We start from the raw sequence: 22,143 nt of genomic DNA, 5'->3' as shown, positions 1-22,143 counted from the left end.
GCGCCCGGGTCGGCGCGCCGGTTGGCGGCGGCCGGCAGGGTCGCGCCGAGCACCAGCAGGAGCGTGACGCCGACCCCGGCGAGCGCCGTTCGGGTCCGCGCCGGAGCGCCCGCGCCGCGCCGGGTCAGCACGGCTGGTCCCGGTGCGTGGTGCCGGCGTTGATCAGCCAGCGGCCGTCGGGATATCGGGTAGCGGTGGCGGTGGAGAGGTGTCTGCCGCCGCCGCTGCCCGGGACCGGGCGCTTGTCCTTGGCGTAGACCAGCCGGTAGCGGGTCGTGTCCAGGCAGTCCTGGATCTCCACGGTCGCCGGCTTCGTGTCCAGGCTGACGGCGGTCACGGTCGGGTCGGACTGCAACGTCCCGGTACGCATGGCGCCGTGCTCCTTAGCGTCGCGAATGGACACCTGAACCCGAGTGAGAAGTGGATCAGCGAGAAACCGGGACAGTTCCGGTGCGCGCGGATCACTGCGTACGGCCGCCGCGCGCGAGGCCGCGAGATAACCGGAGTACGCGCCGAGTGCCGCCTTTTCGGCAGCTTGCCGTTCGACGTCGGGATCGGTTGGTGGTTCGTTGTCCCGGGCTGCCGTCGGCCGTTCGACCGCCTCCCGTCCGCTGGCGCATCCGGTGATCGGCATTGCCGCCACGGCCGCCACCAGGCAGATTGCCGCTCGTCTGAGCTGCCGTCCGCGCACCGTCGAGCCTCCTCGTGGTCGCCCGAAGCGGTGCCGGTGCACCGCTGTCGGGCATGCGGAAGCGCGCCCGGATCAGCACATCCGGAGCCGTTGATTGCGCTTCTGCATTCACCGTTACGGATCTTTTACAAATTCCGGTTCCTGTGTCGTCCGGTGGTGATGGTGAGGCTTGCGTCACACCCAAGGGGCGAGCATAGGCTGACGTTCGCCGATGCGACAGAGGCAATTCATTCGAACACTCTGTGTGATGACAGGTGGTGGTGGTGGGTGTCCGCTTCGCGTGCCGGGTGGTGGTCGTGCAAAAAGTCGCCAATCGTCGGCCGTCGGTCGGTCGGGTCGGCTCCGGTCGGCCTCGTGGTCGACCCCGGGAGTGGGACATCGTGGCCTGATCCCGGCATCCGAGCGCCGTCGCCGGTCGGTCGACGAGCGACCCTGTCCAGTCCGGATCCGGCCGATCCGGTCCGTCGGTCACGCTGTGGGCAGGTCTCTTTCCGCGCCATCCGCCACACCAAAGCGATCGTTCAGTCACGATCCGTGTTGGTGGCTCGCGCTCGCGCCGCGCGCGGGTTCGCGGTCCTCGCGGTCAGCCCGCTGATGCGGATGGCCGTGCTGCGCTACGCCGTACCCCCGGGTGTGCCCGACCGGAGCGGCTGCGATGCCTGCGGCGCGCCGGTCAGCCTGGCCCGACCCTGGCCCGCGCTGGGTCCGACGGCCCGGTGCGGTCGGTGCCGCGCCCGGGTCGGCCCACCGCCGGGCACCGTCGAGGTGGCCGTGCTCGCGGCGGTGGTGCTGCTGCTGCTGGTCGGTCCGTCGGACGGGACGCTGCCGGCGCTGGCCTGGTGGCTGGGCTGGACGATCCCGGCGGTCCTCGTCGACCTGGCCGTGCACCGGTTGCCGGATCGGCTCACCCTGCCGGCGACGGCGGGGACCTGGCTCCTGCTCGGCGTCGCCGCGCTCGACGCCGAGCCGGGGCACTGGCTGCGGGCCGTCCTCGCCGGCGCGGGACTGGCGCTCTTCTTCGCCAGCACCGCGCTGCTGCTCGGCCGCCGCGGCTTCGGGTTGGGTGACGCCAAACTGGCGCTCGGCGTTGGTGCGCTGCTCGGCTGGTACGGCTGGCCGGTGCTGCTCCTCGGGCTGCTGCTCACCTTCGGGCTGTCCGCCCTGGTCAGCCTGGGCCTGCTGGCCACCCGCCGGGCCACCTGGAGCACGCACCTGCCGCTCGGCCCGTTCCTGCTCATCGGCACCATCGGCGCTCTCCTGCTGACCACCTGACCGCTGCCCGCTGTCCGCGCCCGGCCGCTGCCCGCGCCCGGCCGTCCTCAAGATCGTGCTCGATCCAGGATCTAGTGGTATCGGTCGGTCTCGGATGCCACTACAACCAGGATCGAGCAGACCTTGCCGGTGACGTGACGCCCGTCGAAAGCGCGCACCAGCGCCTGTTCGGTGCGGGTGCGCCTCGGTGAGGGCCGGGTCAGGGGCCGGAGCGGCTGGCCAGTTTGGGGGCCGGGCCGTCGGCGCGGCCAGCGCGTCGGCGGAGCAGCTCGGTGGTCGGGCGGGCCAGCAACGGGGTTGCCACCACGGCCACCAGGGCACCGAAGAGCACACCCGCGATCACGTCGTGCGGGTAGTGCACCCCCACGAAGACCCGGGAGAAGGCGGCGAGCGCGGCCAGCGGCAGGGCGACCAGGCCGAGTCGGCGGGAGATCAGCAGCGTGGTGACCGCCAGCGCGCCGGCGATGGTGGCGTGGTTGCTGGGGAACGACCAGTCGCCCGGGGGTGGACAGGCGTCCGCGATGATCGCCCGGCCGATCGCCCGGCAGGGGCGCTCCTCGTCCACCACGGTCTTGAACCACTCGCTGCCCGCGTACGCCAGCAGCGCCGGCAGCGGCGCGACCAGGGCGAGGGCCCGGTCGTGCGGGCCGCCGGACCGGCGGCTCAGCGCGGCCAGCAGCAGCAGCGCGCCGAGCAGCAGGATCACCCCCTCGGTGGCGTGCCCGACGAACCACCGCACCGGCTCTGGGCTGCTGGCGGCGGCGTCGACGACGTCGCGGTACCACTCGGCGCTGATCTCCGGAACGTCCGTGCTGCCGTTGTCGACCATGCATCACCTCACTTCTCGTTCATACCCGGTTCACCTCCCGGACACCCGGGGAATCGGGCAACAGGAACCGTGCCACAACCCTCGCCCAGGATTCGCACAGCCGGCTCTGCTTGGCTGGTCCGGGACGTCGGCATCCACAGGAGGCTTCGTGCAGACAGGTTCGGCCACCGATCGACCGTTCGCCGCCGCTGGGCTGGACGACGAGACCTGGCGGATCCGGCGTACGGCGGCCGACCTGGATCGGCTCGGCGAGACTGAGTCGATCTTCGCATTGGCCAACGGGTGGGTCGGCTGGCGCGGGGTCCTCGACGAGGGCGCGCCGTGCGGGATGCCGGGCAGTTACGTCAACGGCTTCCACGAGCGGCGCGAGCTGAGCTACCCCGAGGAGGGGTACGGGTTTCCCCAGGTCAGCGACACCGTCATCAGCGCCCCGAACGCCGCGCTGATCCGGCTCTGGGTCGACGACGAGCCACTGGACATCCGGACCGGCACGCTGCGCCACCACGAACGGGTGCTCGACCTGCGCGCCGGGGTGCTCCGCCGGGAGACCGAGTGGATCTCGCCGGCCGGTCGGGGCGTACGCATCCGCAGCACCCGGCTGGTGTCCCTGCCGCGTCGCCCGGTGGCCGCCGTCCGGTACGAGGTGGAGCCGCTGGACGTCGCCGTCGAGCTGCGGGTGTGCTCGGATCTGCTGGCCAACGAGAAGGTGCCGGAGCGCTCGGACGACCCCCGCGCCGCCTCGGTGCCCACCGATCCGCTGACCGCCGAGGCGTACCGGGCGGCCGGCCTCGACGGGATGTTGGTGCACCGCACCGAGCGCAGCGGCCAGCGTGTCGCGGTCGCGGTCAGTCACCTGGTGGACGGGCCGGACACGATGACCACCACCGGTGACCGCAGCCCGGACCGGGTACGGCTGACCGTGGCGGGTCGGCTGCACCCGGGGGAGCGGCTGCGGCTGACGAAGTTCGCCGCCTACGAGTGGGCGGCGGTCGACGACACGCCTGCCGACGAGTTGGCCGCCCTCGTCGCCGCCGAGGCGGATGCCGCCCGCGCGGACGGCTTCGACGCGCTGCTCACCGACCAGCGGGCCGCCCTGGACGCGGCCTGGCAGGTCGCCGACGTGCAACTCGACGGCGATCCGGAGCTTCAGCAGGCGGTCCGGTTCGCGATGTTCCACCTGATCCAGGCCGGCCGCCCGGACTCCCACCGGACCGTTGCGGCCAAGGGTTTGACCGGCAACGGCTACGACGGGCACGTGCTCTGGGACACCGAGAGCTACGTCCTGCCGGTGCTCACCTACCTGGCCCCGGCGGTGGCCCGTTCGGCGCTGAGCTGGCGGCACGCCCACCTGCCCGAGGCGCGGGAGCGGGCCGCCGAGCTGCGGCTGACCGGGGCGACCTTTCCGTGGCGCACCATCGGCGGCCGGGAGTGCTCCGGCTACTGGCCGGCCGGCACCGCCGCGCTGCACGTCAACGCCGACATCGCCGACGCGGTGCTGCGCTACCTGGCGGCCACCGACGACGAACGGTTCCTCGCCGAGGCGGGGCTGGAGCTGCTGGTGCAGACCGCCCGGCTCTGGCACGGCTTCGGCCACTGGTCCAACGAGGGCAGCTTCCACCTGCACGGGGTGACCGGCCCGGACGAGTACGCCGCGTTGGTCGACGACAACGTCTTCACGAACCTGATGGCCAGGCGCAACCTGCGGGGCGCGGCGGACGCCGTCGAGCGCCACCCCGACCTGGCCGGCCGGCTCGGTGTGGACCGCGACGAGCTGACCCGCTGGCGGAACGCCGCCGACGCGATGGCCATCCCCTACGACAGTGAGCGGGGGGCACCAGCAGGCCGCCGGGTTCACCGAGCAACCAGAGTGGGACTTCGCGAACACCGCTGACGAGGACTACCCGCTGCTGCTGCACTTTCCGTACCTGGAGCTGTACCGCAGGCAGGTGGTCAAGCAGGCCGACCTGGTGCTGGCCATGCAGCTCTGCCCCGGTGAGTTCAGCGCCGCCGAGAAGGCCCGCAACCTGGCCTACTACCAGGCCCGCACGGTCCGCGACTCGTCGCTGTCGGCCGCCCCGCAGGCCGTCCTGGCCGCCGAGGTCGGGCACCTGGATCTGGCGTACGACCTGTTCGCCGAGTCGGTGCTCCAGGATTTGGCGGACCTGGGTGACAAGACCGCCGACGGGCTGCACCTGGCCTCGCTGGCCGGCGCGTGGTTGGCGCTGGTGCAGGGCTTCGGCGGGCTGCGCGACGACCGTGGGGTGCTCTCCTTCGACCCCCGGCTGCCGCGCCGGATCGACCGGCTGGCGTTCAGCCTGCGGTGGCGTGGCCACCGCCTGCGGGTCACGTTGACCCCGGCGCAGGCCTGCTACGAGCTGCCCGATGCGGCACCCGACGCCGAGGTCGAGCTGTGGCACCACGGCGAGTCGCTGCGGGTCACCGGCGTCGAGCCGGTCACCCGGCCGATGCCGCCGGTGCCGGACCCGGGGCCGGAACCAGAGTGCCCGCCCGGCCGTCGTCCCACCCGCCGCTCAACCGACTGAGCCGTCGCCGTTCAGGCCGGCACCGGACCGCCGGCCATCCGCTCGCGGACCGCCTCCAGCGCCTCGAAGGCGTACGCCCAGTTGTGGCACTTGAAGCTGCGCAGGCCGTCGATCGCGGTGTGACAGTCGGAGCAGCGCACGCCGGCGATGGCTGCCGGGATCTCGGTGTTGACGTACTTGCGCTCGCCGAGGATGACCGTGGCGATCATGGCTTTGTCGTGCAGGCCGGAGAGCGCCGACGAGACGATGTCGTACCAGGTGACCCGTCGGCCGCACTTCGGGCAGTCGGGCTCGTCGCCGCTGACCCAGAGCGGCGCGCCGATGCTGCGCGCCGGTATGCCGAGCAGCTTCTCCAACCGCCGGACGTCGACTCGGGGGTGGTCCAGCGGTGTCGACCGGGCAGCGCCGCGGGCGAGTCGTACACGGCGCGAAACAGGTCGTGGTCGACCTGCACGGTCTCCCGCTGAGCGGTCATCGGCGTCCTCCTCGTTGAGTCGGTGCCCCCACCGTGGTCGGCGGTGACCATGGGCGCAGCCGGATCAACGACACGAGGGGTCCGCCGGTCGCTCGAACCGAGCGCTTTTGCCTCCGGTGGCCAACCGTGGGTGGTACGACGGACGCGGGGCGTGGATGCCACCGGGGGGAGCGCCGATGGCGAGCCGAGCCGACCGGCTGCTGCGCGGCAGCGACACGCCGCTGAGCGCCTCGTTCCTGGAGCTCTTCTTCGACCTGGCGTTCGTGCTCGCGCTCAGCCAGTTGGCCGGGCACCTGTTGCACGACCTCACCCTGGTCGGCGCGCTGCGGACCGCCCTGCTGTTGACAGGTGTCTGGTGGATCTGGGTGCCCACCACCTGGTTCGCCGACTGGTACGACCCGGAGAGCCGCGCGGTGCGGTGGCTGCTGGTCAGCGCGGCGCTGGGCAGCCTGCTGGCCGGGGTGGCGATCCCACAGGCGTTGGACGGGCGCGGCCTGCTCTTCGCCGGCGCGTACGTCTCGGTGCACATCGCCCGGGGGGTGGTCACCACCTTCGCGCTGCGTGGCCATCCACGGCAGACCCGGACGGTGCGGATCCTCTGCTGGTTCAGCGTCTCCGCCGTACCGTGGCTGGTCGGTGGGTTGCTGCCGGAGTGGCGGGTGCCGCTCTGGCTGCTCGCCCTCGCCATCGACCTCATCGGCCCGCGGCTCGGCTGGCCGACGCCACTGATGGGCCGGACCAGCCAGCAGGAGCTGCACCTGGCCGGTGAGCACTTCGCCGAGCGGTACCAGCAGATCATGATCATCGCGCTCGGTGAACTCGTCCTGGTCGCCGGTCTCTCGTACGCCCGCACCGACCTCAACCTCTCCTCGACCGTCGCGTTCCTCCTGGTCTTCGCCGCCGCCGTGTTGATCGGTCTGCTCTATGTCACGCCCGCCGGCCAGCGCCTCGACCCGGTTATCGAGCACGCCGACCCGTCCCGGCTCGGTGTCGTCACCGGATATCTGCATCTGTTGATGGTCGCCGGGTTGGTCGTCACCGCTGTGGGCGCCGAGCTGAGCATCGCCCACCCCCTGCGGACCGGTGACACGACCGCCGTCGTCGTCATCCTGAGCGGTCCGACGCTCTTCCTCGTCGGGCGGATCCTCTTCTCGGCGGCGATCCACAGGCGACTCTCCTGGCCCCGGGTCGCGGCCCTGTTCGTGCTCGCCGTCGCGGCGGGAGTGCTGCGGCTGCCACTGCTGGCGGTCAGTGCGGTCGCACCGCGGTGGTGCTCGTGGTGGTCGTCCTGGACAACGCGGGCGTCGGCTCCTACCACCGGAAACCTGGCGCGTAGCCGAGAAGCCTGACTAAAGTCAGGCAGATGGACCCGGCCCTCATCGCCGCCGTGCGGCGGTTCAACCGAACGGTCACCCAGCGGGTGGGTGCCCTGGACGACGAGTACATGGCCCAGGGGCGTCCCCTGGGGCAGGCCCGCCTGCTCTGGGAGATCGGCCCCGCCGGCGCCGAGGTCGCCGCCCTACGGACCCGGCTCGGCCTGGACTCCGGATACCTCAGCCGGCTCCTGCGCACACTCGAGAACGACGGCCTGGTCACCGTCGGGCCGGCCGACCAGTCCGGCGGCGACGGCCGGGTACGCACCGCCACCCTCACCGACGCCGGTCGGGCCCAGTGGGTCGACCTCGACCAACGGTCGGACGACCTGGCGGCCTCGATCCTCGAACCACTCACCGAACACCGCCGGGAACGACTCGTCACCGCCATGGCCGAGGTCGAACGGCTCCTCATCGGGTCGATGGTCGTCATCGAGCCCTGCCCGCCGAGCGACCCACGGGCCCGGACGTGCCTGCGGGCCTACGTCCGGGACATCGCCCGACGACTCGACGGTGGGTTCGACCCGGCACTGAGCAAGCCGCTCCACGACGAGGCGCTCGTCCCGCCCAACGGCGTGCTCCTGCTCGCCACCCTCGACAGCGAGCCGATCGGCTGCGGCGGGGTCAAGCTCCACCTGGGCGAGCCCGCCGAGATCAAACGGGTGTGGGTGGCGGACACCGTACGCGGCCTCGGTGTCGGGCGGCGGCTACTGGGTGAGCTGGAACGGTACGCCGCCGAGCGTGGCGCGACCGCCGTCCGGCTGGACACCAACCGCAACCTCACCGAGGCGATCGCCCTGTACCGGGCGACGGGTTACCGGGAGATCGAGGCGTACAACACCGAGCACTACGCCCATCACTGGTTCGAGAAGCGGTTGGCCTAGTGCCGAGCGAGCGGTCCGGTCGACGCTGGCGCCGGTCGGCTACTGCTCGAACCGGCGCCAGCGGCCACCACAGCTCAGGCCACGAACCGGGTCGGGCGTGCTCCTGGCTGCACCACTGAAAGCTGATCGACGAGATCGGGCGTCAGCCCTTCACCGCGCCAGCGGTGAGCCCTTCGGTCAGGAAGCGCTGCCCGAAGGCATACATGATCACCACGGGGATGCTGACCAGCAGCGACGCCGCGGCGAGCTGTCCCTGCGGGACGACGTCCCCGGCAATCATCGACTGCATCCCCACCGGGAGCGTCTTGTACTCGTCCTTGGTGATGAACACGAAGGCGAAGAGGAACTCGTTCCAGGCGTTGGTCAGGGTGAAGAGCGCGACCGCCAGCAGGCCCGGTTTGGCGAGCGGAAGCACCACCCGGCCGAACGCCTGGACGCGGGTGCAGCCGTCGACCAGCGCCGCCTCCTCCAACTCGATGGGAATCGACGAGAAGTACCCCACCAGCAGCCAGGTGGCGAACGGCAGCGTGAAGGTCGGGTACGTCACCACCAGCGACCACAACGAGTCGGTGAGCCGCGCGCCGATGAGCATCTGGTACAGCGGGATGAACAGCAGCGCGCCCGGCATCACGTAGGTGAGCAGCACCGTGACGGTGAAGCCCTGGGCCCCCCGGAAGCGCAGCCGGGCCAGCGCGTAGCCCGCCAGGGCGGCGCAGACCAGGGCCACCGCGGTGGACGCCGCCGACACCAGCAGGGTGTTGAGGTACCAGCGGCCGAACGGCTGGTTGTCGAAGAGTGCGGTGAACTGCTCCAGGGTCCACGGTGTCGGCCACAGGTCGTGCTCGCGCATGACCACCTGGCCCTCGGACTTGAAGGCCGTGACGGCGATCCAGTACAGCGGGCCCAGCACGAAGAGGAGCAGCCCGGCCAGCGCGACACCGGACCCCAGGCCGGACACCATCGACGACGACCGGCGACTGCCCCGCGACGTGAGGGCCGAGACCACTCGACCGACCATCGCCGCGATCAGCAGGATCACCCCGAGGATCACCGCCGCCTTCCAGAAGATCTGTGGCGATGCCCAGGCCAGCAGAGCGGTGACCGCCGCGGCGATGGCCCACGGCAGCGCCCTGCGCGCCGGCGCGGCCCACCGCCGGGCCGGTCGCGCCACCCGGCGTCGCCGGCGAAGTGGGCTGTCGGCGTCCCGACGCAGCAGCCGGACCAGGACGAACACCAGCCCGCCGATGACCGGCAGCATGACGAGCGTGACCGCCGCCCCCGCGCCGTACTGCAACTGCAGGATCGCCTTCGAGTACGCGATGAGCACGTACGGGGCGGTCACGTCGCCCGGCCCGCCCTGGGTCAGCAACCAGACCAGGTCGAAGTTGTTGAACGTCCAGATCGACGACAGGGTCACCGTCACGGTGATCACGTGACGCAGTCCGGGCAGTGTCACGTTGACGAACCGCTGCCAGGACGAGGCGCCGTCGATGGTCGCCGCCTCGTACAGGTCCGCCGGGATGGCCTTCAACCCGGCGAGGAAGCACACGGTGAAGAACGGCACTCCCTTCCAGACGTTGACGAGGATCACCGACGGCATGGCCAGCGACGGGTCCGACAGCCAGCCCGCCGGCCAGCTGTCGACCAGGTGGGCGCTGGCCAGCAACGGCCCGATCCCGGAGGCGGTGAGCAGCGTGTTGACGCTGCCGAAGATCGGGTCGAGCAGCGAGCGCCAACTGAAGGCGGTCACCACCGTCGGCACCACCCACGGCAACAGCAGCAGCCCGGCCAGCACCGCCCGGCCACGCCGCCGATGGTGCAGCAGCAGGGCCGCGGCCAGCCCCAGCACGACCTTGAAGATCTCGGCGTACGCGGTGAAGACGAACGAGTTCACCACGCCGGTGTGGAACTGCTCGTCGCCGACGAGGGAGAGGTAGTTGCCGAGACCGACGAAGACGGTCTCCTGCCCGTGGCGTTCCGTGGTGCTGGTGATGATCGACCGGGCGATCGGCACCAGCACGAGACCGCCGACCAGCAGGGCCATGGGTGCCAGGAACAGTGTCGCCAGTCGCCAGTCCCGACCCAGCCGCCGCTGGACGGCGGTGAGCGAGCCGGGCCCGGGCGCCGGGCTGGTGCCCGACGCCGGGGCCCGTACCGGACGGACCGTCCTCACTGCGGCAGCCCCTGCTGGTTGAAGATCTGCACCATCTTGGCGTGCGCGGCGGTCACCGCCTGCGCGGGCGCCGTGCCCTGCACGACCTGCTGCATCATGTCGGTGAGCACATAGGCGGCGCCGACTGCCTGCTGCCCCGCGCTGGCCTTCTGCGGGAAGGCGAGGCCGTTCGTCGTGCTCAGTGGCAGCTGCATCTGGGTGATCTTGCGCAGCATGGGGAACGCCGGGTCGCCGCCGGTGAAGAACGGATCGGCGTCCCAGACCTTCTCCCAGGCGGGCATCACCAGGCCGGGCGCCTCCTTCGCCACCCCGAGCAGCGCGGGCGCGCTGACCAGGTACTGCGCCAGGAGCTTGGCGAGCGCGGGGTTCTTGGCGCCCTTGAAGATGACGAAGCCCTGGGACTGGCCGAGCAGCAGGGGCTTGTCGGTCGCCGGGCCGGTGCAGTCGGAGAACACGTGGGTGTTCGGGTAGACCGGGTTCTTCTTGGTCCTGGAGTCCGCGTAGACGCTGAACTGGTTGCGGGTGTAGCCGACGACCCCGGCGAGCCAGTTCTCGTTGTTGCTGGTGTCGGTCCAGCTGGCCACCCCGGGCGGCAGCATCGGCTTGTACTTCGGGTTGGTGTAGATGTCGCCCAGGAAGGTCACCGCCTGCACCGTCTCGGGGGAGTTGAACGTGACCTTCCGGCCGTCGTTGGAGGCGATCGCTCCACCGTAGGAGTTGATCAGCGCCTCGATCATGCCGTTGCCGTCACCGGACCGGTTCACCGTCATGCCCCAGCCGAACCGGCGCTTGCCCGGGTCGGAGATCGCCAGGCAGAGATCCCGCAACTCCTCCCAGGTGTAGCCGTCCTTGGGGGTGATGCCCTTGTCCTGCATCCAGTCCTTGCGCAGGAACGACCCGATGCCGATGAAGTGGTACGGGATCGCGAACCACTTGCCGTCGAAGACGCAGTAGTTCTTGGCCTCGGCGCAGGGCTCGCCGTACTTGGCAGTCAGCGCCGTGACGACGTCCGTCACGTCCTCCAGGTCACCCAGTGCCTGGAACTGCGCGACGAACCGCGAGTCGGTCATGAACGCCAGGTCCCGGGCCACCCCGCCCTCGACCTCGGCGTGGATCTTGGCGACGACGTCGCCGGCGTCGGCCTGCACCAGGCTGTTCTCGATCTTCGTGCCGGTGCTGTCGGCGAACTTCCTGATCGAGCCGTCGAGGGCGTCGTTCGCCGCCGTGGAGTACAACTTCTGCGACAGCATTCCCATTGTCGAGCCCTTCGACGCCGCCGCGGCGTCGATCAACTCCTGCGGCACCTCGGGCTGCACCTTGCTCGGTGAATCGGAGTCGCTCCCGCACGCGGCCAGTCCGGCCGCGCCGAGCACCCCCACGCCCAGTCCCAGGAAACCGCGTCGGGACCACACCGGATTTTCGTTCATGGACACTCGCCTCCCTCTTTCCCCGCACCGCTGCACGCCCGAGGGCGTCGGTGATCGTCGTTTGAGTTGGTGGCGATGCCACGGTGCTGCCGGGCCCGCCCTCGCCGCGCTTCGCCCTCGGAGGTCCGCTCGCACACGTCGTCCTGGCGATGTCCGGCACCCGGTTCGAATGCCGCGTGTTCCCTACAGATCCATCACGTGTGTCGCGGTCGCGCCCTTACCGGGCCGCATCGACATGCGGCTCGTCGGGTGGCGCGACAGCAGGAGGCGATCGGCGACCGGGCCGAGGGGGCGGCGCTGGTGTTCCGGTTCGGTCGGGCCACGGGACCACCACCGTTCGAGATTTCGAACTGAGTTCGAGATACCGCATCAAGTGGTCGCGACGCTAGAGCAGCTATGCGAAGGATGTCAATGTTTCGATGTGGTTTCGAGCCGAAAACGGGAGGTCGGCTATCGGGATTGCGCCCGGTAGCCCATCCGGGCGGAGAGGGCTGCCGCGCCCTCGCGGACCAGCTCGGCCCACTCCACGTGCGCCTGCGGGGTCCAGCGGATGATCGGCGCGGAGAGGCTCATCGCGGCGATGGTGGCACCGGAGTGATCACGGATCGCCGCGGCGACGCAGCGCATGGCACTGTCAGACTCACCGATGTCGACAGCGACGCGCTCCGCCCGGACCCGTTCGAGATGTGCCCGCAGCCGGGCCGGGTCGGTGATGCTGTCCGGCGTCATGCCCGGCAGCGCGCCGTTCGCCAGCACGGCGTCCAGGCTCGGCGGGTCGAGGCTTGACAGCAGGATCTTGCCGACCGCCGTGCAGTGCGCCGGCAGCCGCCGCCCGACCGCGGAGACCATCCGGACGGGGTGCGTGCTGTCGAACTTGACCAGGTAGATCACATCGGCGCCGTCGAGCACTGCCACGTGTACCGCCTCGTTGCAGGCGGCGGCCATCTCCCGCGCGACGCACTGCGCCTCGCGGACCAGGTCAAGCCGACCGGCGAACGCGGCGCCGAGTTGGAACAGCGGCATGCCGAGCCGGTACTGCACCGGCTGGCCCGGAACGGAGATCAGGTACGAGCGGGCCTCAAGCGTGACGAGCAGTTCGTGAACTGTGGTGCGGGGCAGGTCGAGCCGCTCCATCACCTGGCGGGCCGACAGCTGGGGGTGGTCCAGGAACAGTTCGAGGACGTCGAGTGCGCGGTTGACCGCTGGTACCACACGGGGCATGTCGATAGTCCCTTCGCAGTGCCAGGCCCGGGTCAACGATCTCCACGGACCAGCACCTGAAGAGGATAACCGCGTCAGCCCCGACGCCAGGTTCCGGATCCTTCGTCGATCGGAGCGGCCTCGACGGAGTTCAGGCGCCGGTCGGCGACCGCCCGAACCGGGTGTGGACACGGCTCACCCCCTGGAGTCTGGAGAACTGACACCAGGGGGTGAGCCGCGGCCTCTGTCGAGGTTGTCAGTCGCCGCTGGCCACGTAGATCGAGTAGCGGCTGGTATCGGTGTCCGTACCGTCCGCCCTGTGGCCGGTCACCGACAGGGTGTGCGTCTCGTAGTCCTGCGCCGGCGTGTAGGTGATCGACGCCCGCCCGCTGCTGTCAGCCGGCACGTCCGTCGACGGGCCGTCGTCGATCTGCCAGGAGAAGGAGACGATTCCCGCGGTGCCGCCGCTGAACTCGAAGGTGCCGGGCACGCCGCCCCCGCCGGACCAGGTGCCGTTCGGATACTGCGCGCTCACGACGTAGGGCGAAGTGCCGACGGTGAAGTCGTAGTCCGTCACGGGCGACAGCTCGCCACTCGCGGTCAGGCTCTGGACGTGCAGCGTGTTCGTGCCGTTGCGGTCGAACGGCACCGCGACCAGCGTCGACGTGCCGTCGGTGCTGGCCGGGAGGACCTGCTCCGGGCCGTCGTTGACGCGGTAGTGATACTCGGTCACCTCGCCGAACAGCTGGGTGTAGAAGTAGAAGTACCCGGTCCAGCCGATCCCCGCGCGCGACCAGTCGTAGGTGCTGTACACGTCGACCCTGTTGTCCCGGACGTCGAAGGGTGCCATCCGCAGGTCCGATTCGGTGCCGTCCGCACCGACGCTGGTGACCCGCACCTCCTGGTAACCCCACGAACCCGGCGTGTACGTGACAGTCGCGGTGCCGTCGGGACCGGCCGCGATCGTCTCCTCATCGGCGCCGTAGAACGAGTAGCGGTAGGAGACGACATCCGGCAGCCCCGGGTGGAAGGTGAACGTCGCCGGCCGGCCGACGGTGCCGCTGCCCTCGGGCGTGTGCGTCACCACGGGACCCGACCAGATACCGAACGTGTAGGTGGTGGCGGACGACCGCTTACCGTCCGGCAGCAGCGCCTGCACGACCACCGTGTTCTCGCCGGCGTGCGTCGGGGTGACAGTGATGAGAGCGTACGTGTTGCCCTCGCTGGACACTGTCTGCTCGTCGCCGCCGTCGAACCGGTAGACGAACCCGGTCAGGTTCGGCAGCCGGCTCTCCAACTCGATGCCCAGCGGCACGCCGACCCCGTCCCGGCGCGGCCAGCTGCTCAGCTCGTGGGCGTAGGCGGTCGGACGCGGGTCGATGATGTTGAACTGATAGCTCGACTCCATCGAGGTGGAACCGTCCGCCCGCACCGACCGTACCGTCATCGAATGCCAGCCCGGCGTCGCCGTCCAGGTAAGGACGGCGGTGTCGTCGTCCGCCGCCGGAATGGTCTTCCACTCGTCGTCGAGGTTGTACTCGTAGCCGACGACATCGTTGCTGTGCGGGGTGAACCGGAAGGAGCCGGTGGTGCCGGCGACCTGGTCGGTGTCCAGGTTGAACTCCGCCGACTCGACGCCGGGGGCGTCGGTGACCCAGACCTGCAGGGTGCTCTGCCCGATGAGCTTGTTCTTGGCGTAGCTGCGGACGGCCACCTCGACCTGACCGGCGGCGGTGAACGTGACAGGAGCGGTCGCCTTGCCGTCGACCGCCGGGACGCGGACCTCCGCGCCGGCCTTGACCTGGTACCCGAACCCGGTGGTCTCGGGCTTCGACGCGGCGAACGTGATCGTGCTCGGCAGGCCGACGCCGTTCACTGTGACATAGGCGTTCGGTGCCGTCTCGGCGACCCGGAACTCGTAGGTCTTCTCGGGCCCGCGGTTACCCGCCGCGTTGATCGAGCTTACATACAGCTCGTTGGTGAACCGCTGCTTCGGGGTGTACTTCAGGATCGCCTTGCCACCCGGCCGCTTGGCCGGAATTCGTCCCGAATACCCCATGGCGTCACGCCAGGCGAACTCGACAACGTCACGGTCGCCGGCCCCGTCCAGGCGGAACGTTCCCTCGATGCCGGTGCCGCCGCCCGGGGTGTCGCCCTCGGGGTAGGTTCGCGACGAGACCTGCGGCGGATTCGCCGGAGCGTTCCGGTCCATCACCAGGTAGCAGGTCTTGCTCCACGGGCCCGAGTCGTAGTCGTCGGTGGCCCGCGCCTGCCAGGCGAGGACCGTGCCGTGGGCGTACTGGCTCAGGTCGGTGCCGCCGTAGTCACGGAACTCACGACGCTGATCGGGCTGGCCCACCGGCCAGATCGCGTACAGCACTGTCAGGTAGGCGTCCTCGTCCGCATCAGTGGCGGTGGCCGCGAACACCACGTTCCGCGCCGCCGGTGACGGCTTGGCCAGCGTGCCGCACGGCCGGTCCGGAAACGCCAGGTGGAGGTTCGTGACAGTGGGCGGATGGTTCGCCGTCGCGCTGAGCGCCGGCTTCTCGAAGGTACGACCGGTCCGCGCGTCGGCTTCCTGCTCGGCGGTCACCCGGAACTCCACGGTGATGCTCTTGTCGCGCCGGCCCACCGCCGCGTTGAGCGTGGCCGCCATGTCGAGGCCCAGGTAGCCCGGGCAGTAGGCGCCGGCGCCGCGCTTGGCGGTCAGCAGCTTCTCCAACTCGGCCGGCGGGCGCAGCCAGGTCGTGGTGTCCTTGACCGGGCCGGTCCGCCACACCTCGATGGTCGCCGGGGCGGAGCAGTCGGCGACCGTCTTCTCGGTCGTCGACAGGTACGAGCTGTGGACGACCGTACCCCTCAGCTTGGTCAGGTCGTACGTGAAATAGGAGCGGTAGGTGTGCGTCTTGCCGGCGTCGTCACGGGACGTGCCGACCGGCGGCGCCACCGCGGCGTCGACGACCTTCCCGCGCGGATTCTGCGAGTCGAGATAGGCCCAGCTCGTCAGCGGAACCTCGGACGAGCTGGCGGCCGAGGCCGGCGAGATGGTGGTCAGCACGGCGGCTGTTACCGCGACGACCGTCAACGGGATGGCCGCTCTGAGGCGTTTCATATGGACGTGTTCCTCCCCCGTGGCGGCGCCCCGATCGGCGCGGCGGGCGTCATCGTAGCGACGCGGAACCATGCGCAGGGGGCCGCGACGACGCCGTCGGCACCGGACGCCTCATCGACGCATTCAGCGTGGTAAATCCATGACCTCCGGCGGCTGTTCAGAGCGTCCGTTGTGGACGCATTGCCGCTTTGGTGTTGATGGCGAATCAGTTTCGGGGTGCGCCTCGGCGCGCGCGGCGGTATGCACGTTGCCGGCAGACATCCGAACAGAAGGCCCGATCGCTACGCGCGTTCGGATCCACCGGTCTCCCACACCCCAGTCGGGCGCACAACTTGGGCAACCATCCGATCTGAAAGGGAACTCTGAACTCCCGCCTGATCGCCAGTGCGAGATCTGCGGGCGAGATCGGCTCTCGCAGCCGATGGGCCAACATGTAGGTCAGGCTGTATAGCTGCGTTCTCCCGATGTCGCCATCCGCCCCGGCGGATCGACGATTTCGGTAATACCGACGCTGCCGGCAGCTGTCGGAACAGTATTTCCTGTCCCTCCTGCTGGGCTGTGGGAGTGGAGTTCGGCAGACCTGGCAGCGGCGCTCGACAAGCACCGCCACATGGTAGGGCGTTACGGCTAATTTTGACGGCTGCGAACCCTCGATGCGGCGGTGACCAGGCACGTCGGCCTCCGCTCAACCGCTGATAAGTGGCCAGGCCCTCCCGCGTCGCCCGCCACGCTTCCCTGGCACGTCACGAAGGAGGGAATCGTTGAACCGGCGCACTTTGTCGATCTTGATGGTGAGCGCGGTTGCCGGAGCTGCTCTCGGTATCGCCACCTCGGTCCAGGACGGATTCTTCGGCGCTCTCGGCATCGCCACGCTTCTGCATACGATGACTGAACGGAAGTCACCCACCGAGGGTGAATGACACCACCCGCCGGTATTCCTTCCGCCCCGGATTCCGGCGCAAGGGGGCAGCTCGATCCTCTGGTCATAACCGCAGCGATCGGCGGAGTTCAGCGAGGGCCGCGGCCGGTGACACCGTCGAGAAGTTCTCGAGCGGCATCGAGGTGGCCGGCGTGGCGTGCGGTCTCCTCGATCATGTGCAGGGCCACCCAGCGGAGGTCGGTGATCGGCTCGTCCGGCCAGTCGAGCCCGTGCTCGCCGAGCAGGGCCGCGTCCAGCTCGACCGAGTGCAGGACCTGGTTCGAGATAATGCACTGACGCCGATAATGGTCGATCACCGCAGCGCTCGAGTGCTCGGTAGTGAACGGAGCCGCCGGGTCGTACGGCGGGTCGTCGATGCCGTCGTCCCAGGTCACCTGCGGTTCGGTGCCGAGGGCGACACGTTGGAACCAGGCGGCTTCCGCGCCGGCCAGGTGGAGCACCAGCCCGATGGGCGTCCAGCCCGACGGAAACACAGGCCTGCGCAGCTGGGACTCGTCCAAGCCCTCGATGATCGCCAACACGGCGGCCCGCTGCTGATCGAGGAAGTACTGCAACCGGTCCCGTTCGCTGATCATCGATTCACCCACGCGCCGACTCTAGACCGAACCCGGGGGCGGGAAGATCGTCCGGAGGGGCTCCAGGGCCACCGCACGGGAGCAGCAGAGTCAGGGGAGGCGCTCTTGCTGCCCGGCCGCCAACCGGTCCGCTCGACTGTGAAGTTCCGCCGCTATGTCATCCCAGTCCGGACCGAAAGCGTGTAGGTCGTTGGCCGCGACCCGCAACAACTCGACATCCTCCGGTCGTTGGAGGCAGGCCAGCCGGAACGCGAGGTTTCGCGCCCAGACCGGAAGACCTATCCAGTCCTCCTCCAGCATCACCTTCAGCATCGCCACGATCTCGTCAGCCGGTGCGAAGGTCACCACCTCGACGTACGCACTGGCAACCTTCTCGGTATATCCCCGACCAGCGAGCAGCCGGGCCAACTCGAGCAGCGACATACACAGGGGGTCGACAGCAGCGGACTCGTCGGGACGGCCTCCAGCAGCTCTGTCCAGCAACGCCTGGACGAACTTGACCTGGTGGCCGTCGGGATCGCGGACCCACGCGTAGTGGAGCCGTCCGTCCGGCGAGTCCATCGGGGCCACGACACTCGTCGCGCCCGCCGCCATAGCTCGGTCGTAGCACGCGTCGGTGTCCTCGCACCACAGCACAAGTTCGGTGGACGGACTGACCTGAGGGTCCACACCAAGGCCCACGAGCGCGTTGGCGACCTGCGCCGAAGTCAGGCCTATCCGGATGCCGGCAGCCTCGACCTCGACATGCTCGATGGGGCCCGTAGCCGGTGCCCGAAACGCTTCGGTAAGTCCAAGGCGCAGGTAGAAGGTGAGGCACGCGGTCACGTCGGCGCAGAACAAATTGATCTGAACCTGGGTGGCGCTGGCCGTCATGGCAGCACCCTACCCGGGCGGGGTGCCGGAGCGAACGCGCATTACGGCCGCCCGGTCGAGCCGCGGTGGCGCCCCCGACGGCCACCCGTGCCGCACCCGAGCGGCTGGGCAAGACGCTGGACCGGTGGACCACCCACCACCCGAGCGGCGTCCGTGCCGAGCCGGATGTGTCGGTCCTCCTCGCTAGGGTGCCGCCATGCGAGACGACGGTCGTACCATGCCGACCCCGCTGTCCGAAGCTCATGAGATTGGCTTCGACTACCGAGACGGGGCAGGCGTCGACTTCGAGCCGTACCCCGAATTCCTTGACGCCAGTGAGACCGCCGAGTGGTGGCGGTCCTGGACGGGAAACGGGGAGCTTGACGGGTCCGAGTTCCGCGTCTTCGGGCAGGACGGCACCGGCGGCCTCGCCGCCTTCTGGCTGGTGCGCCCCGGTGAACCAGTTGAGCGGCAACCCGTGGTCTTCCTCGGCTCGGAGGGCGAGACGGGAGTCGTGGCTCAGAACGTGTGGGCCTACCTGTGGCTTCTCGCTGACGGCTTCGGGCCCTGGGAGGCGACGGAATATCCCGACCACGAGCATGAGCCCCGCGTCGATGCCCGCCTGACGGAGATCGCACAGCGCTGGGCACCGTCGCATCGTAGGTCGGCGGGAGAGGTCATCTCCGCGGCGCGGGAAGAGTTTCCTGGCTTCGACGAGATCATCGGTTCGCTATGTCGATAGCCAGGGCGCGGGGTGGGCGGACGTCCCAGCCAAGCGCTCGACCAGTGATGCTGGCGCGCCGCTGTGGTTCACTGCCGTACCTGCCGGAATGACGGCGTCAGCGGCCCCGCAAAGGGCCGCTGACCTGTGCAGGAGTGGGCCGCCAGGGACTCGAACCCTGAACCTATGGATTAAAAGTCCACAGCTCTGCCATTGAGCTAGCGGCCCGCGCGCTCAGGTTACCCGACGGTGAGCGCCGACGGCTCTCGGCTTCCGGCCGGCCGTCGATGGCTGCGACTGTTCGGGCCACCACCGCCACTTGATCATCGCCTGGTGGCGACCCGGCAGGCCCCGAGTGCCGGGCCGGCGAGCTGGAGTGAATCAGACGACGTGGCGCGGCGGCGCATGGGTGTGGGCCGGTGGGGAATCAGGACTGGCATGAGATCGAGCAGCTCGCCGGCGGTGGCGGCCTCCGGGGAGGAGGTCGGGCGCGATGGCGTACGGCAACCGGGCGGGGAGGTGCACGCCTGGCTGCCCGGCCAGAACCAGACGGTCTGCGGCCTGGCACTGAGCCGGACCCGACTGCGTCGCTTCCCGCACGTCCGCTTCGACTTCTCGGGTACTGACGTGCTCACCGAGGCGGACGCGGTGGGCTGGATCTGCCCGCGCTGCCTGGCCGCCACCACCGGCCGGCGGGGGAAGGAGAAGCACGGCTGGGTACGGGATTCCCCTCGCCCTTGATCGACTCGGGTTTCAGGAAGTCGGGCTGTCCCGCCCGCTCGGATGCCCCGACTTACAGGAAGCCGAGTCGATCAAGCCGCGCGCCGCGCGCCGCGACCCGCGACCCGCATGGCGCGGGCTGGTGGGTGGTTGAGCTGCGGCTGGGCGGGTACGGGTCCGGCATGCGGATCGTGGTGGTGGGGGCCAGCGGCAACGTCGGTACGGCGCTGCTGCGCCGCCTGCGTCGGGAGCGGAGTGCGCAGGTGGCCGGGGTCGTGCGACGGCTGCCCGGCCCGGCTGCCGGCGAGCCGTACGACCAGGTGGAGTGGCACTCCCGCGACATCGGCGCGCCGGGTGCGGCGGAGCAGCTCGCCGAGGTGTTCGCGGGTGCCGACGCGGTGGTGCACCTGGCCTGGCAGATTCAGCCCAGCCACGACCAGCGGGTGCTGCGTCGGACCAACGTCGACGGCAGTCGCGCGGTGATCGACGCGGTGCTGCGGGCCGGCGTGCCGGCACTGGTGTACGCCTCGTCGGTCGGCGCCTACGCGCCCGGCCCGAAGGATCACCCGATCAGCGAGCGGTGGCCGGCCACCGGGGTGCCCGGTTCGTCGTACAGCGCGCACAAGGCGGAGGTGGAGGCGCTGCTGGACGGGGTGGAGCGGGAGCACCCGACGCTGCGGGTGGTGCGGATGCGACCCGGGTTGACCTTCCAGCGGCCGGCCGGCGCGGAGATCACCCGCTATTTCCTCGGCCCGCTGGCGCCGGTGCGGCTGCTGCGCTTCGGTCGGATTCCGCTGGTGCCGACGAACCGCCGGTTGCGGATGCAGGCGGTGCACGCCGATGACCTGGCTGACGCGTACGCCCGGGCGGTGTTGGGTGATGCGCGCGGCGCCTTCAATGTCGCCGCGGACCCGGTGCTCACCCCGGAGCTGGTGGCCCGGCACTTCCATGGTTGGACCGTGCCGGTCGCCGCGCCGGTGCTGCGCGCGGCGGCGGCGCTGAGTTGGCGGGCGCGGTTGCAGCCGGTCGACGCGGGCTGGGTGGAGCTGGCGCTGAACGCCCCGTTGATGTCCAGCGAGCGGGCCGAGACCGAGCTGGGCTGGCAGTCGAAGATCACTGCGCTGACCGCGCTCCAGGAGCTCTTCGCCGGAATGGCCGACGGTGACCACACCGCAAGCCCACCCCTGTCTGGTGCACCGAACCTGCCCGGCCGTCCCGCCGGCCTCCTGAAGGCCCGCCGCCCAGGCGAGGGAAACCCCTACTGACCCCGGTGATCAAGAGGCTTCGGTCGGAAAGGCACCCCGAGACCTCTTGATCAAAGAACAGGGGCCTCAGGACAGCTTGGAGCCGGTGACTGTGGGGTTGCGGGCACCCAGGAAGAAGATGCCGGGAAAGCCCTGGGTCTCGAACTTGCCGCTGGGGTTGCGGCGCAGGGTCGAGTTTTCGATCTTCATGGTGCCGGTGCGGTTGTTGCTCACGAAGAAGACCGCGCCGCCGCCCTCGTTGGCTCTGTTGTTCTCGATGATCGTGCCGGCGATCCGTACGGTGAACTCGTTGCCGTCGCAGTAGATCGCGCCGCCACTGCCGCCGCCGGGCGTGCCGGCTTTGGCCGGGTTGGCGCCGTTGCCGATCGCCTCGTTGTGGCTGAGCACGCTGTTCAGCACCACCCAGGAGACACCGATGCTGCTCAGCGCGCCCCCGTTCGAGCAGGAACCGCCCTGGCCGGACGCGCCGCCGAAGGTGCTGCTCAGCACGTACACCGGCTTGTTCTCGTACTGGCTCAGCACCCGGATGGCCGCGCCGCCCAGGTCGGGGCCGGTGCGGTCGCAGCGGTTGCGGACGAAGCGCGAGTTGACCACCTTCAGCCGCCCGCCGCGTACGAAGATCGCCCCACCGCCGCCGCCCTCGACCTTGTCGCCTGTGGAGTTGCCGTCGGCGAAGGTCAGGTTCTGCACGGTGAGCTGCGGATGGTCCTGGTTCTGGCAGTGCGAGGTGGTGAAGCCCTGGGCCTCGTCGCAGGTGTTCATGTAGAGGATGCGGCGCTGACCCTGGCCGCTGAGGGTGACCCGGCCGCCGCCGTCCAGCACCACCTTCGGCCCGTTGGCGTTGCGGACCTTCGCGGTGGCGGCCATCTTGATCGTCACCGGGGCCGGTCCACAGTTGAACGTGATGACGCCGCCGGCCGCGACGGCCTTCACCACCGCCGCGGAGGTGCAGCTCGCCGGGGTGCCGGTGCCGATGGTCCGGGTCGGCTTCGAGGTGTCCGCCGCCCGCGCCTCGGCCGGCACGCTGGCGTGGCCGTTCGGGTTGCCGGCCGCGAGCACCTTGCTGGCCGGCTTCGGGCTCGCGCTGGCCC

Annotated in this window: 17 protein-coding genes, 1 tRNA gene and 1 pseudogene; 8 read left to right on the top strand and 11 right to left on the bottom strand. The window is 70.1% G+C overall.

The annotated features are described in order from the left end of the window. Window positions 1–124 precede the first annotated feature (124 nt). On the bottom strand, window positions 125–691 hold the full coding sequence (locus tag JM949_RS18875; protein ID WP_203149740.1) for a hypothetical protein: 567 nt from the start codon (window positions 689–691) through the stop codon (window positions 125–127). Window positions 692–1,285: 594 nt separating this feature from the next. Between JM949_RS18875 and JM949_RS18870 the strand changes: the two genes are divergently transcribed. Further along, the gene (locus tag JM949_RS18870) at window positions 1,286–1,963 is read left to right on the top strand and encodes a prepilin peptidase (RefSeq protein WP_203149743.1); all 678 of its coding nucleotides are present in this window, start codon (window positions 1,286–1,288) and stop codon (window positions 1,961–1,963) included. A 199-nt stretch (window positions 1,964–2,162) separates the two neighbouring features. Here JM949_RS18870 and JM949_RS18865 read toward each other — a convergent pair whose 3' ends face one another. Beyond that, window positions 2,163–2,792, bottom strand: coding sequence for a phosphatase PAP2 family protein (locus JM949_RS18865; RefSeq protein WP_203149739.1), 630 nt, complete (start codon window positions 2,790–2,792; stop codon window positions 2,163–2,165). Window positions 2,793–2,940: 148 nt separating this feature from the next. Between JM949_RS18865 and JM949_RS18860 the strand changes: the two are divergent. Then, window positions 2,941–5,335 (top strand): annotated as a pseudogene (locus JM949_RS18860) (glycoside hydrolase family 65 protein). Between the two features lie 11 nt (window positions 5,336–5,346). Here the strand turns inward: JM949_RS18860 and JM949_RS18855 are convergent. Beyond that, window positions 5,347–5,691, bottom strand: a complete 345-nt coding sequence (locus tag JM949_RS18855) for a hypothetical protein (RefSeq protein ID WP_238433448.1) — start codon at window positions 5,689–5,691, stop codon at window positions 5,347–5,349. A 295-nt stretch (window positions 5,692–5,986) separates the two neighbouring features. Between JM949_RS18855 and JM949_RS18850 the strand changes: the two genes are divergently transcribed. Together JM949_RS18850 and JM949_RS18845 are read left to right on the top strand one after the other, a co-directional pair. Beyond that, window positions 5,987–7,159 carry a low temperature requirement protein A gene (locus JM949_RS18850; protein WP_203149738.1) on the top strand — a complete coding sequence of 391 codons (1,173 nt, stop codon included), beginning with the start codon at window positions 5,987–5,989 and terminating at the stop codon, window positions 7,157–7,159. A 14-nt stretch (window positions 7,160–7,173) separates the two neighbouring features. Continuing rightward, window positions 7,174–8,067 carry a helix-turn-helix domain-containing GNAT family N-acetyltransferase gene (locus JM949_RS18845; protein ID WP_203149737.1) on the top strand — a complete coding sequence of 298 codons (894 nt, stop codon included), beginning with the start codon at window positions 7,174–7,176 and terminating at the stop codon, window positions 8,065–8,067. Window positions 8,068–8,209: 142 nt separating this feature from the next. On the opposite strand, the gene JM949_RS18840 is transcribed toward JM949_RS18845, so the two are convergent. From JM949_RS18840 to JM949_RS18825, 4 genes are all read right to left on the bottom strand, one after another. Next, window positions 8,210–10,240, bottom strand: coding sequence for an ABC transporter permease (locus JM949_RS18840; RefSeq protein ID WP_203149736.1), 2,031 nt, complete (start codon window positions 10,238–10,240; stop codon window positions 8,210–8,212). Beyond that, complete coding sequence (locus JM949_RS18835; protein ID WP_203149735.1) at window positions 10,237–11,667, bottom strand: ABC transporter substrate-binding protein; 1,431 nt, start codon at window positions 11,665–11,667, stop codon at window positions 10,237–10,239. The genes JM949_RS18840 and JM949_RS18835 overlap by 4 nt, the downstream gene beginning before the upstream one ends. 450 nt (window positions 11,668–12,117) lie before the next feature. Then, complete coding sequence (locus tag JM949_RS18830) at window positions 12,118–12,888, bottom strand: IclR family transcriptional regulator (RefSeq protein WP_203149734.1); 771 nt, start codon at window positions 12,886–12,888, stop codon at window positions 12,118–12,120. A gap of 235 nt (window positions 12,889–13,123) precedes the next feature. Further along, a complete protein-coding gene (locus JM949_RS18825) occupies window positions 13,124–15,979 on the bottom strand; it encodes a hypothetical protein (RefSeq protein ID WP_203149733.1) in 2,856 nt (951 codons plus the stop codon). Window positions 15,980–16,740: 761 nt separating this feature from the next. Between JM949_RS18825 and JM949_RS18820 the strand changes: the two genes are divergently transcribed. Beyond that, window positions 16,741–16,899, top strand: a complete 159-nt coding sequence (locus JM949_RS18820; protein ID WP_203149732.1) for a hypothetical protein — start codon at window positions 16,741–16,743, stop codon at window positions 16,897–16,899. Window positions 16,900–16,987: 88 nt separating this feature from the next. On the opposite strand, the gene JM949_RS18815 is transcribed toward JM949_RS18820, so the two are convergent. Both JM949_RS18815 and JM949_RS18810 read right to left on the bottom strand, forming a co-directional pair. Next, on the bottom strand, window positions 16,988–17,506 hold the full coding sequence (locus tag JM949_RS18815) for a DinB family protein (protein WP_203149731.1): 519 nt from the start codon (window positions 17,504–17,506) through the stop codon (window positions 16,988–16,990). Window positions 17,507–17,584: 78 nt separating this feature from the next. Beyond that, on the bottom strand, window positions 17,585–18,367 hold the full coding sequence (locus tag JM949_RS18810) for a VOC family protein (RefSeq protein WP_203149730.1): 783 nt from the start codon (window positions 18,365–18,367) through the stop codon (window positions 17,585–17,587). Between the two features lie 217 nt (window positions 18,368–18,584). Here JM949_RS18810 and JM949_RS18805 point away from each other — a divergent pair, with 217 nt between their 5' ends. Beyond that, window positions 18,585–19,088, top strand: a complete 504-nt coding sequence (locus tag JM949_RS18805) for an SMI1/KNR4 family protein (RefSeq protein WP_238433447.1) — start codon at window positions 18,585–18,587, stop codon at window positions 19,086–19,088. Window positions 19,089–19,223: 135 nt separating this feature from the next. On the opposite strand, the gene JM949_RS18800 is transcribed toward JM949_RS18805, so the two are convergent. Next, window positions 19,224–19,295: transfer RNA gene (locus tag JM949_RS18800), tRNA-Lys, on the bottom strand. A gap of 210 nt (window positions 19,296–19,505) precedes the next feature. Here JM949_RS18800 and JM949_RS18795 point away from each other — a divergent pair. Together JM949_RS18795 and JM949_RS18790 are read left to right on the top strand one after the other, a co-directional pair. Continuing rightward, window positions 19,506–19,808, top strand: a complete 303-nt coding sequence (locus JM949_RS18795; protein ID WP_203149728.1) for a hypothetical protein — start codon at window positions 19,506–19,508, stop codon at window positions 19,806–19,808. Between the two features lie 161 nt (window positions 19,809–19,969). Then, the gene (locus tag JM949_RS18790) at window positions 19,970–21,052 is read left to right on the top strand and encodes an NAD-dependent epimerase/dehydratase family protein (RefSeq protein ID WP_203149742.1); all 1,083 of its coding nucleotides are present in this window, start codon (window positions 19,970–19,972) and stop codon (window positions 21,050–21,052) included. A gap of 66 nt (window positions 21,053–21,118) precedes the next feature. On the opposite strand, the gene JM949_RS18785 is transcribed toward JM949_RS18790, so the two are convergent. Further along, the coding region (locus tag JM949_RS18785) for a hypothetical protein (protein ID WP_238433446.1) at window positions 21,119–22,143 on the bottom strand (1,025 nt) is incomplete at its 5' end.

This window comes from Micromonospora tarensis, from assembly GCF_016803395.1.
GTDB lineage: Bacteria > Actinomycetota > Actinomycetes > Mycobacteriales > Micromonosporaceae > Micromonospora > Micromonospora tarensis.
This window is presented reverse-complemented; position numbering and strand designations above follow the sequence as displayed.